This is a genomic window from Rhizobacter sp. (assembly GCF_046595475.1).
Taxonomy (GTDB): domain Bacteria; phylum Pseudomonadota; class Gammaproteobacteria; order Burkholderiales; family Burkholderiaceae_C; genus Rhizobacter.
Window position 1 is genome coordinate 1 of sequence record NZ_JBKJOQ010000073.1, and the last position, 10,790, is coordinate 10,790.

The 10,790-nt window shown below is 64.8% G+C and carries 10 protein-coding genes; 5 read left to right on the plus strand and 5 right to left on the minus strand.

The window, feature by feature from the left end:
* Positions 1 to 875: NAD(P)/FAD-dependent oxidoreductase (locus AC30QB_RS13045; protein ID WP_489546654.1), on the plus strand; the 875-nt coding region annotated here is incomplete at its 5' end.
* A 41-nt stretch (positions 876 to 916) separates the two neighbouring features.
* Here the strand turns inward: AC30QB_RS13045 and AC30QB_RS13050 are convergent.
* Both AC30QB_RS13050 and AC30QB_RS13055 read right to left on the minus strand, forming a co-directional pair.
* Complete coding sequence (locus AC30QB_RS13050) at positions 917 to 1,171, minus strand: DUF1488 family protein (RefSeq protein ID WP_489546655.1); 255 nt, start codon at positions 1,169 to 1,171, stop codon at positions 917 to 919.
* 233 nt (positions 1,172 to 1,404) lie between these two features.
* Entirely contained in the window at positions 1,405 to 2,352 is a 948-nt protein-coding gene (locus AC30QB_RS13055) for an inositol monophosphatase family protein (RefSeq protein ID WP_489546656.1), read from the minus strand.
* Between the two features lie 174 nt (positions 2,353 to 2,526).
* Between AC30QB_RS13055 and AC30QB_RS13060 the strand changes: the two genes are divergently transcribed.
* Both AC30QB_RS13060 and cysE read left to right on the plus strand, forming a co-directional pair.
* Positions 2,527 to 3,288, plus strand: a complete 762-nt coding sequence (locus AC30QB_RS13060; protein ID WP_489546657.1) for an RNA methyltransferase — start codon at positions 2,527 to 2,529, stop codon at positions 3,286 to 3,288.
* A gap of 45 nt (positions 3,289 to 3,333) precedes the next feature.
* Positions 3,334 to 4,098 (plus strand): serine O-acetyltransferase, encoded by a 765-nt coding sequence (gene cysE, locus AC30QB_RS13065; protein WP_489546658.1) that lies wholly within the window; start codon positions 3,334 to 3,336, stop codon positions 4,096 to 4,098.
* On the opposite strand, the gene AC30QB_RS13070 is transcribed toward cysE, so the two are convergent.
* From AC30QB_RS13070 to yjgA, 3 genes are read right to left on the minus strand one after another with little or no spacing between them, the layout of a single operon-like run.
* Positions 4,079 to 6,733 (minus strand): bifunctional diguanylate cyclase/phosphodiesterase, encoded by a 2,655-nt coding sequence (locus tag AC30QB_RS13070; RefSeq protein ID WP_489546659.1) that lies wholly within the window; start codon positions 6,731 to 6,733, stop codon positions 4,079 to 4,081. The genes cysE and AC30QB_RS13070 overlap by 20 nt on opposite strands.
* Before the next feature lie 21 nt (positions 6,734 to 6,754).
* Positions 6,755 to 7,366, minus strand: coding sequence for a molybdopterin adenylyltransferase (mog, locus tag AC30QB_RS13075; protein ID WP_489546660.1), 612 nt, complete (start codon positions 7,364 to 7,366; stop codon positions 6,755 to 6,757).
* Entirely contained in the window at positions 7,359 to 7,904 is a 546-nt protein-coding gene (yjgA, locus tag AC30QB_RS13080) for a ribosome biogenesis factor YjgA (protein ID WP_489546661.1), read from the minus strand. Before yjgA ends, mog begins: the two co-directional genes overlap by 8 nt.
* A gap of 99 nt (positions 7,905 to 8,003) precedes the next feature.
* Between yjgA and pmbA the strand changes: the two genes are divergently transcribed.
* The gene (gene pmbA / locus AC30QB_RS13085; protein WP_489546662.1) at positions 8,004 to 9,392 is read left to right on the plus strand and encodes a metalloprotease PmbA; all 1,389 of its coding nucleotides are present in this window, start codon (positions 8,004 to 8,006) and stop codon (positions 9,390 to 9,392) included.
* 127 nt (positions 9,393 to 9,519) lie between these two features.
* Positions 9,520 to 10,602, plus strand: a complete 1,083-nt coding sequence (locus AC30QB_RS13090; RefSeq protein WP_489546663.1) for a TRAP transporter substrate-binding protein — start codon at positions 9,520 to 9,522, stop codon at positions 10,600 to 10,602.
* Positions 10,603 to 10,790: the final 188 nt, after the last annotated feature.

The window sequence follows — 10,790 nt, forward strand, 5'->3', positions numbered from 1 at the left end:
ACCAGCGCTGCGGCAAGCTGGTGGTGGCAACCGACGAGAGTCAGCTTGCCGGCCTGGGTGTGTTGATGAGCAAGGCGGCCATCAACGGCGTGAATGACTTGCAGCGCTTGAGCCAGGCCGAGGCACGTGCGATGGAGCCGCAACTGGCCTGTGTGGGTGCCATTCATTCACCGTCCACCGGCATCATCGACAGCCACGGCCTGATGCTCGCGTTGCAAGGCGACTTGCAACGCGCCGGCGGTGATGTGGCCTTGTCCTCGCCGGTGCTGAGCATCGTGCGCGGGGCAGGGCGGCATGTGCTTCAGGTCGGTGGCGATGAGCCGATGGAGTTGGCCGCGCGCATCGTCGTCAACGCCGCGGGCCTGTGGGCACCACGCCTGGCCGCGGCCACCGGGGGCCTGGGCTCGGCCTTCGTGCCGCAGGCGCACTTCAGCAAAGGCAACTACTACGCACTGGCGGGCCGCTCGCCGTTCTCGCGGCTCGTGTATCCGCTGCCGCAAGACGCATGGCTGGGCGTGCACCTCACGCTCGATCTGGGCGGGCAGGCGCGCTTCGGGCCCGATGTGGAGTGGCTGCCCGACAGCGCAGCCGAGCAGCCGCTCGACTACGTGGTTGATCCCGCCCGCGCGGCAAGCTTCTATGCCGACGTGCGCCGCTACTGGCCCGGCTTGCCGGATGGGTCACTGCTGCCCGCCTACAGCGGCATGCGGCCGAAGATCCACACGCGCGACGAACCGGCGCCAGATTTCCGCATCGATGGGCCGCGGCAGCACGGTGTGGCGGGGCTGGTGAACCTCTTTGGCATCGAGTCACCGGGGTTGACTTCGTGCCTGGCGTTGGCCGATGAGGTGGTCAGAACGCTCCGCTCTCGCTGAGCCTGACTCAGGGGAAAGGCGATTCTGGCGCTCTGGCGCAATCAGGTCTGGCGCAGGTCGTACTCGCGCAGCATCACCGGCTCGATCGACCCCGCGGCCACGCGCCGCTCGACGGCGGCGGTGATGTCGCTTAGGTAGGTGGTGAAGGTCTCCAGCGGGTCATCACCTTGCGCACCCGGGCGAAAGCGGTGGTGCAAGGTCTCACGACTGATGCTCGCGCCGATGAGCTCGCCATTGATGGGTACCCAGAAGCGCACGGCCCCGGATTCTTGATGGAAGAACGGGTCTTGGGGCATGTGAGGGGATGAGAGTACGCGGAGGCGGGGCGCGGATCGGGTTTCAATCCGCGACGGCATCATCGCACGCAACACCTGAATTCCTGTGCCCGCAGGATGGCCATCCGGTTGCGCGCCCTTTCAGAAACGCACAAGGCGCGCACCGAGCACCAGTGGCTTGGCCGCACCTGCGTGCAGGCCACAGCCATGGCGGCTGGATCTTTGGTGAGCGCTCAAGGTCTGGGCGGGCACGTTCAGTCTTTGGCGGGGAGATCTGCCTTGCGGATGCGCACTGCGGTTCGTTTCGCGGGCGCTTCGGCCGTGGTGGCGATGAGCGCGTCTTCAGGCGTGATCACCGCAGCAGCCTCATGGGGCACATTCGGGGCGCCCTCCTTGATGACTTGGCTGTAGGGCGCGAGGATGCTCACCATCTGCCCGTACACCTTCGGGTTGCCGGCCACCACCTCGCGCTGGTACAGAAAATCTGATTCGCCGGTGAAGTTGCCGATGAGCCCACCGGCCTCGGTGATCATCAGCGAGCCCGCGGCGATGTCCCAGGGGTTGAGGCCGGTCTCGAAGAAGCCATCGTAGTGACCGGCGGCCACGTAGCAGAGGTCTAGCGCGGCGGCGCCGGGGCGGCGCACACCGGCGCAGTTTTGCATGATCTCGCTGAACATCTTCACGTAGCGCTGGAAGTTGTCGCCCTTGCGGAAAGGGAAGCCGGTGCCAATAAGCGACTCGGCCATGCGCGTGCGCTTAGACACGCGTAGGCGCTTGTCGTTCATGAACGCGCCGCGGCCCTTGGAGGCATAGAAGAGCTCGTTGCGCGTGGGGTCGTACACCACGGCCTGCTGGATCTGGTCACGAAAGGCCAGGGCAATCGACACCGCGTAGAACGGCAGGCCGTGGATGAAATTGGTGGTGCCATCGAGCGGATCGATGATCCAGACGTATTCGCTGTGCTTCGCGCCGTGCTTGCGGCCCGACTCTTCGGCCAGGATGCCGTGGCCAGGATAAGCCGTGAGCAGGGTTTCGATGATGACCTCTTCGGCCTTGTGATCCACCTCGGTCACGAAGTCGTTGGTCGACTTGGTGCTCACCTTCAGCTGGTCGATGTCGAGCGAAGCGCGGTTGATGATGCTCCCCGCTTTTCGGGCCGCGTTGACGGCGACGTTGAGCATAGGGTGTAGCGCTTGCGACATGGAGAGTCCTGCAAAGGGAGAAACGGTGAATTGGCGATGAGGAAAGAGCGTGCTGTTGGCCCCAAGGCCGTCGCGTTGCGTCGTCCGCCCCCCGAGGGGAGCAAGGAAACTTGGGGCGGCCCGGCGTTTCCTTGAGCCAAGCACTGCGGATAATGGAATTTTACCTGCCCGCCCATGGACGACACGCGTTTCATCTTGCTCAACACCAGCCACCCAGGCAATGTGGGCGCCACCGCGCGCGCCATGAAGGTGATGGGGTTCAGCGACCTGGTGCTGGTGGCACCCCGCTTTGCCGACGTGCTGACGCAGGAAGAAACCGTGGCCATGGCCAGCGGCGCGGCCGACGTCCTGGTGCGCGCGCGGGTGGTGGGCACACTGGCCGAGGCGCTGGACGGTGTGACGTTTGCCTGCGCCACCGCCATGACGCCGCGCGATTTCGGCCCGCCTACGCAAGCGCCTCGCGCATTGTTCGAGACGCTGGCGACACAAGGGCAACGCGTCGGCTTCGTCTTCGGCTCCGAGCGCTTCGGAATGAGCAACGACGACGTTTACCGCTGCCATGCGTGCCTGAGCATCCCCACCCACCCCGACTACGGCTCGCTCAACCTCGCGCAGGCTGTGCAATTATTGGCATACGACTGGCGCCAGGCGCTAGGCGGTTTAGCGGTCGCGCCTCGTGCTGCAGCGCCTGCACGCGCCGATGCGGCGAGCGTGCAGGGCCTGCTCGACCATTGGCAGGCAGCGCTCGCCGTCATCGGCTTTCTCGACCCGGCCTCGCCCAAGAAGCTGATGCCGCGCCTGAACCAGCTCTTCAACCGCGCACAACTAACCCCTGAAGAGGTGCACATGCTGCGCGGCATTGCGCGCGCGATGGAGCGGTCGCAAGTGGAGCGCTCACAAGAAAGGCCCCAGCCGCCGCGCGGCCAGCACGAATGAACGCCCGCCGCTAAACTGCCTCGCTCCAGAACCCCCTGATTCAACATGTTCGAGCGCCTTCGTGAAGACATCGCCTGCATCCTGGAGCGCGACCCCGCTGCGCACTCCGCCTTCACGGTGCTGACGTGTTACCCCGGGCTGCACGCGCTGACCATGCACCGCTGGGCCCACTCGTGCTGGACGGGGGGCTGGCACTGGCCAGCGCGCTTCATTTCGCACCTGGCGCGCTTCTTCACCGGCATCGAGATCCACCCCGGCGCAGTGGTGGGCCGGCGCGTCTTCATCGACCACGGCATGGGCGTGGTGGTGGGCGAGACAGCCGAGATCGGCGACGACTGCACCATCTACCAGGGCGTAACGCTTGGCGGCACCTCGCTCTACAAAGGCAGCAAACGCCACCCGACGCTTGGGCGCGGGGTGATGGTGAGCGCAGGCGCCAAGGTGCTGGGCGGTTTCACCGTGGGCGATGGCGCTACCGTCGGCGCTAACGCCGTGCTGCTCAAGCCGGTGCCGGCAGGCGCCACGGCGGTGGGCATTCCGGCGCGCATCATCGAAAAGAGTGCTGATGCCACGCGTGAGGCAGTGTCTGCGCAGATGGGGTTTTCAGCCTATGGCGTGACGCAAGGCGATGACCCGGTAGCCCTGGCGATGAGGGGCCTGATCGACAACGCCTCGGGCAATGCGCATCAGATCGCCATGCTCTGGGCGGCCATCGAGAAACTGTCGTCGACCAAGGACGATTGCGTACCGAACGACGCGCAAAAAACCGAAACCTTCGACGCCGAAAGCCTCAGCCAGCTGATGAAGTAGGGGTGTTGGCGCGCAGCAGCGCGGCAAACTCATCGGCCACGATGGGCTTGCTGAAGTAGTAGCCCTGCATCTCGTCGCAGGCCTGGCCGCGCAAGAAGTTCTGCTGCTCGACGGTCTCGACGCCTTCGGCCACCACGGTGAGGCTGAGCGTCTTGCCCATGGCAATGATGGCGCTGGTGATGGCGCGGTCTTCAGAGTCGGTGGCCAGGTCGCGTATGAACGAGCGATCGACCTTCAAGGTGTCGATCGGGAAGTTCTTGAGCTGGCCTAGCGATGAATAGCCGGTGCCGAAATCGTCGATCGCCAGGCGCACCCCCAGCTGCTTGATGGCCGTGAGCAGCTTGATCGCGCGCTCGATGTTGTGGATCAGCATGCCTTCGGTGATCTCAAGCTCCAGCAGGCCCGGCGTCATGCCGGTTTCCTGCAGGATGGTGGCGATGTCGTCGAGCAGGTTTTCGTCGGCAAACTGGCGCACCGACAGGTTCACCGCCATGTTGATCGGCGGCAGGCCCTCGCGCTGCCAGGCCACGTTTTGCTCGCAGGCGGTCCTGAGCACCCAGCGGCCTATGTGCACGATCAGCCCCGTTTCCTCGGCGATCGGGATGAACTTGACGGGCGAGACCGAGCCCAGCTCTGCGTTGTTCCAGCGCAGCAAGGCTTCGACGCCGGTGATGGCGCCGCTCTTGAGGTCGAGCTTGGCCTGGTAGTTGAGCGTGAACTCCTTGCGCTCCATCGCCCGGCGCAGGTTGGTTTCGAGCGTCAGCCGCTCAAGCGACTGCGAGTTGATCTCGGTCGAGTAGAACTGGAAGTTGTTCTTGCCCTCTTCCTTGGCGAAGTACATGGCGCTGTCGGCGTTTTTCATCAGCGTCTGTTCGTCTTCGCCATCGCCGGGGAACATGGCGATGCCGATGCTGGCCGTGACGCGGCACTCTTGCCCCACCAGCACCATGGGCTTGATGGCCGTCGAGAGCATCTTGCGCGCCACGGTGGCGGCGTGCTCGCGGTCGCTTACCTCTTGCACCAGCACCACAAACTCGTCGCCGCCCAGGCGGGCGATCACGTCGCTGGCGCGCAGCGTCTGCTTGAAGCGGGCGGTGATTTCCTTGAGCAGCGTGTCACCGGCCTCATGGCCCAGCGTGTCGTTGATGAACTTGAATCGGTCGAGGTCGATGAACATGACCGCGAAGTTGCGCTTGTAGCGCGCGGCAGTCGGGATGGCCACGTTCAGCAGGCTGCTGAACATCATGCGGTTGGGCAGACCGGTGAGGCCGTCGTGGCGCGCCATGTGGTGAATGTGCTCTTCGGCCACCTTCTGCTCGGTGATCTCGCGCGAGATGCCGCGGTAGCCGATGAAAGTGCCGGCCGCGTCGAACCTGGGCTCGCCGCTCATGCTGATGTAGTAGGCCCGACGCTCGGGCGCTACACGCTGCATGATCACGTCGCGAAACGACTTTCTTGCGACGAGGTTTTCGCGAAAGGCGTCCCAGCCGCCGACGTCCTGCACGATCAGCGTGCTTTCCCAGATGCGACGACCGAGCAGCGGGTTGGGTTGTGTGTGTTGGCTCGCGTGGCGGCTGTCCAGCCGGGTGAACCGCAGCTCAGCGTCTTGCTCCCAGTACCAGTCGGACGACAGTTCGGTCATGGCGCGAAAGCGCGCTTCGCTTTCGCGCAAGGCCTGGTCGATCTTGCGGCGCTCGGTGACGTTGCGCAAGATTCCGCGGAACCCGCTCGGTTTGCCGCTCTCGTCTTTCACCAGCAGCACCGAGCCCTCGACATAGATCACGCTGCCGTCGCGGTGCAGGTACTCCCATGGCTGCGAGCCTTTGGACTGGCCGGTGCGGTAGACCTCGTTGAAGGCCTTGAACACCACCGCCGCCATTTCAGGGGTCTGCCGGTTTCGGTTGTCTTCGCCCACGCGGTAGTCGTAGTCGTAGCCCAGCATGCGAGCGAAAGCGGGGTTGTGGTGTACGGGCTTGCCGCGGATGTCGACCTCGTAGTAGGCGTCGTCCAGGCTGTCGAGGACGCTGCGAAAGCGCTCTTCGCTGCGCCGCAGCGCTACTTCGGCGCGTTGGCGTTCGGCCTCGCGCTCGAAGTTGCCCAGCGCGAAGACGATGTTGCTTGCCATGCGCTCCAGCAGGGCAATGATGTCGGGGCTGAAGGCGTCGAGCTCGCGCGAATAGAACAACATCACGCCAATCGATTTCACGCCGCGCACGATCGGAATGGCTGCACCTGAGGCCACGTTCGCGCGCTGACCCATCTCGTGCCAGGGTCGGGTGCGCTCATCCTGCAGAAAGTCGTTGGAGATGGCTGAGCGGTGCTGGCGCCAGGCTTCGCCCACCAGGCCGCGGCCTTCGGCCGTGTTTTCGTCGACCGAGATGCGCGCCTCGCGCAGCTGCTGCGCCGCCAGGCCCGAGGCCGCCTCGACCTTCAGCCACGCGGTGTCAGCGTCGGGTGACGTAACGGCAGCGGTCAGGAACTTGTGGCCATCGATGGCGGCGTCGCACACGAGCTGGAACAACTCAGTCGGGGCGGTGGCATAGAGCAGGGCTTCGTTGGTCGCCCCCAGCACCGCGTACATCGAGGCCAGGTGCTGATCGGCCGTTTGGTTGGGCTCACGGGGGCTGGCACTCATCCGATGTCTCCTGTGGCGCGGTCAGCTTGGAGGCTGCCGCTGCGCTGATTTGGGCCGGAAGGCTTTGCAGAGCTTGTCGTCGGTTTCGAGGTAGGGGCCACCGACCAGGTCGAGGCAGTAGGGCACGGCGGCAAAGATGCCCGGGGCAGGCGGCTGCGCCTGAGGCAGACCTTCCAGGGTTTCGGCAATGGCCTTGGGCTGCCCTGGCAGGTTAAGGATGAGCGCTTTGCCTCGTATCACCGCCACTTGCCGCGAGAGGATGGCGGTGGGCACGAAGCGCAGGCTGATCTGGCGCATCTGCTCGCCGAAACCCGGCATTTCCTTGTGGGCTACAGCCAGCGTGGCTTCGGGTGTCACGTCGCGCAGCGCGGGGCCGGTGCCGCCGGTGGTGAGCACCAGGTCGCAGTGGGCGGCGTCGACCAGCTCGCACAAGGTGGCGCTGATGGCGGCCTGCTCGTCGGGGATGAGCCGCGTTTCCCATTCGATGGGGTTGCGCAGCGCGCGCGCCAGCCAGTCTTGCAGTGCGGGGATGCCCTTGTCTTCATACACACCGGTCGAGGCGCGGTCGCTGACCGACACCAGGCCTATCCGTACACGGTCAGGCCCGCCTTCGAAGGGCCGGGGCTCACTCATCGGTGGCGGTATGCGTCTTGATGAACTGGAACAGCTCGCGGTATGCACGCCCGTTGCGCTGCTCGGGCTGGGCTGCGGCATCTTTGCGGGCTGCGCGGATGAGGCTGCGCAGCTGCTGCAGGTCGCTCGCGGGGTGCTCGGTGGTCCAGCGGGTGAGGGAGTCGTCGGCTGCGATCAGCTCAACGCGCCAGCGCTCGGCTTCGTGCAGGGCGAGAGAGTCTTTGGCTCGGCCCAGCTGCAGGGCAGCCACGGCCTCGCGGATGGGCTCGACATCATTGCGGCGCATCAGCTTGCCGATGTATTGCATCTGCCTGCGCTTGCCTTCGAAGGAGCGGGTGCGTTTGTATTCAGCCACCGCATCGCGCAGGCCCTCGGAGATGTCGAGGTCGACCACGCGGTTGTCGGGCAGGGCCACCAGCGCCTCGCCCAGGGTTTGCAGCTCATGACTGTCCTTCTTGAGCTGGGTCTTGCTCGGGCGGTCGTAGAACTCGCCGTCATCGCTGTCAGCAGAAGGGGTAGTGGGGGATTGGCTCGGCATAGGTCGTCGGTATGATAGCTGCGGCACTTCTTCACGGGTGCCGCGTGCGGGTGACTGGCCCGTGCGTCCCGTGCACTACACCACTGAACGCCGCTGCGCATGACCCCATCCCTTTCTTCCCACCACGGTTTTTCGTACTCCCGCGAGACCTTCCAGCAGCTCGTGGACGACACGCTGGCCATGGCCAAGACGCTGGGTGCGAGCGATGCGGGGGTGGAAGTGTCGGAAGGCGCGGGGCTTTCGGTGTCGGTGCGCAAGGGCGAGATCGAAAACGTGGAGCGCAACCGCGACAAGTCTATGGGCGTCACGGTTTACATCGGCCAGCGTCGCGGCAACGCCAGCACGTCTGATTTCTCACGTGTCGCGCTCGAGCAGACCGTGCGCGCCGCCTACGATATTGCGCGCTTCACCGCAGAAGACCCGGCCGCTGGCCTGCCCGATGAAGCTGACCTGGCCCTGGGCGCCTCCGCCAGCCTCGACCTCGACCTCTTCCACCCCTGGGACATCAACGCCGCCCAGGCCGCCGAGCTCGCGATGCGCTGCGAAGCTGCAGCGCTCACGGTCGACAAGCGCATCACCAATTCCGAAGGGGCCGGTGTCTCGGCCCAGCAGTCGCACTTCTTCGCCGGTAACAGCCGTGGCTTTCGTGGCGGCTACGCCAGCTCGCGGCATTCGCTGTCGGTTGCTCCTATCGCCTCTTTGCCGGGCAAGGGCGGCGACGACATGCAGCGCGATGCCTGGTACAGCTCGATGCGCTCGCCCGGCGAGCTGGCCGCACCTGAGGCCGTGGGTCGCTATGCCTCGGAGCGCGCGCTCTCGCGCTTGAAGTCGCGCAAGATCAAGACCTGCGAAGTGCCGGTGCTGTTCGAGTCGACACTGGCGGCCGGCCTGCTGGGTGCTTACGTGCAAGCCACCAGCGGCGGCTCTCTGTACCGCAAATCGTCGTTTCTTCTCGACAGCCTGGGCCAGCAGGTGCTGCCCGAGCATGTCGACATCCACGAAGACCCTCACTTGCGAGGTGCCAAGGGCAGCGCACCTTTCGACGATGAAGGCGTGGTGACCCGTGTGCGCGACGTGGTGAAGGCGGGGGTGGTACAGGGCTACTTCCTGTCGAGCTACTCGGCGCGCAAGCTTGACATGCGCACCACCGGCCACGCCGGTGGCTCGCAAAACCTGAGCTTCAGCAGCCGCCTCACGCACGCAAGCGACGATCTCGACGCCATGCTGCGCAAGCTAGACCGAGGCCTCTTCGTCATCGAGCTGATGGGGCAGGGCGTCAACTACGTGACCGGCGACTACTCGCGCGGCGCGGCCGGCTTCTGGGTGGAAAAAGGGCGCATCGCCTACCCGGTGCACGAGATCACCATCGCGGGCAATCTGCGCGACATGTTCAAGCGCATCACCGCCGTGGGCGCCGACACGTACACCATGGGCACCAAGACGATAGGCTCGGTGCTGATCGAGCGCATGAAAATCGCTGGCCTCTGATCGCAAGGAATCCGCGAGAGCGTGCGTGCGGCTACGCAGTTTTGCGCACGGGTAAATCCCGGTGAGCCTCTATCAGCCCCCTCCTAGAATTTGGCGACAACTGCTTCGCCCTCAAGGAGACAATCAAATGCAGCGCCGTTCCTTTGTTCATGGTGCCGGCATCGCCGGTGTGCTGGCTGCGGGCACCGCCCCTGCCATCGTTCACGCACAGACGGCCATTCGCTGGCGTCTGGCTTCCAGCTTCCCCCGTTCGCTCGACACCATCTTCGGCGCAGCCGAAACCTTCGCCAAGTCGGTGGGTGCCATGTCTGGTGGCAAGTTCCAGATTTCAGTGCATGCGGGCGGCGAGCTGATGCCCGCTTTCGGCGTGGTCGACGGCGTGCAAGGCGCCACGGTTGAAATGGCCCACACCGCGCCGTACTATTTCTTCGGAAAAGACCCCACCTTCGCACTCGATTGCGCGATTCCCTTCGGGCTTAACAGCCGCCAGATGTCGGCCTGGATGTACGAGGGAAATGGCTTGAAGCTCACGCGCGAGTTCTACTCCAAGTACAACATCATCAACTTCCCTATGGGCAACACCGGCGCGCAGATGGGCGGCTGGTACCGCAAGGAGATCAAGTCGCTGGCCGACATCAAGGGCCTGAAGATGCGTATCGGCGGCTTCGGTGGCGCGGTGCTGGCTCGCATCGGTGGTGTGCCGCAAAACATTCCTGGTGGTGAGATCTACCAAGCGCTTGAAAAGGGCACCATCGACGCGGCCGAGTGGGTCGGCCCGTACGACGACCTGAAGCTCGGTTTCAACAAGGTGGCGCCGCATTACTACTACCCTGGCTGGTGGGAGGGCGGCCCGCAACTCTCGCTGTACGTCAACCAAAAGGCCTACGACGGCTTGACGCCCGAGTACAAGGCCATCATCGAGTCGGCTTCGGCCTTCGCCCACCTCGACATGATGGGCAAGTACGACTACCGGAACCCGGCAGCGTTGAAGACGCTGGTCGGCCAGGGCGTGAAGCTGCACCCGTTCCCGAAAGACGTGATGGTCGCCTCCTTCAAGTCGGCCATGGAGGTCTATGCCGAGCTCAACGCCAGCAACCCGGCGTGGAAGAAGATCTACGACGACTACTCGACCTACCGGCGTGACGCCAACCTGTGGTTCCGTTTCTCCGAGGCGGGGTTCGACGACTTCATGCAGGCTCAGAAGCTCTGACGCCGCCCGGCCTCGTTAGCCTGTTTTCAGGCATGAAAACCCCGCTGCGGCGGGGTTTTTCACGTCTGTCGAGCGGCCGATCAGTTCCGGCCTTCGGCGTGCGGCAGTCAAGGCTTCTTGGCCTTGTCCCCTTGCATGGATTCGAGCAGCCGCCGCATCGCGTCTTCGTCGGCACTGGCCGGGCTTGC

Excerpts from the sequence above, each read along its gene's own strand:
- AC30QB_RS13050 (WP_489546655.1), bottom strand. The coding sequence starts at position 1,171 with ATGCCCCAAGACCCGTTCTTCCATCAAGAATCCGGGGCCGTGCGCTTC.
- AC30QB_RS13055 (WP_489546656.1), bottom strand. The coding sequence starts at position 2,352 with ATGTCGCAAGCGCTACACCCTATGCTCAACGTCGCCGTCAACGCGGCC.
- AC30QB_RS13060 (WP_489546657.1), top strand. The coding sequence starts at position 2,527 with ATGGACGACACGCGTTTCATCTTGCTCAACACCAGCCACCCAGGCAAT.
- cysE (WP_489546658.1), top strand. The coding sequence starts at position 3,334 with ATGTTCGAGCGCCTTCGTGAAGACATCGCCTGCATCCTGGAGCGCGAC.
- AC30QB_RS13070 (WP_489546659.1), bottom strand. The coding sequence starts at position 6,733 with ATGAGTGCCAGCCCCCGTGAGCCCAACCAAACGGCCGATCAGCACCTG.
- mog (WP_489546660.1), bottom strand. The coding sequence starts at position 7,366 with ATGAGTGAGCCCCGGCCCTTCGAAGGCGGGCCTGACCGTGTACGGATA.
- yjgA (WP_489546661.1), bottom strand. The coding sequence starts at position 7,904 with ATGCCGAGCCAATCCCCCACTACCCCTTCTGCTGACAGCGATGACGGC.
- pmbA (WP_489546662.1), top strand. The coding sequence starts at position 8,004 with ATGACCCCATCCCTTTCTTCCCACCACGGTTTTTCGTACTCCCGCGAG.
- AC30QB_RS13090 (WP_489546663.1), top strand. The coding sequence starts at position 9,520 with ATGCAGCGCCGTTCCTTTGTTCATGGTGCCGGCATCGCCGGTGTGCTG.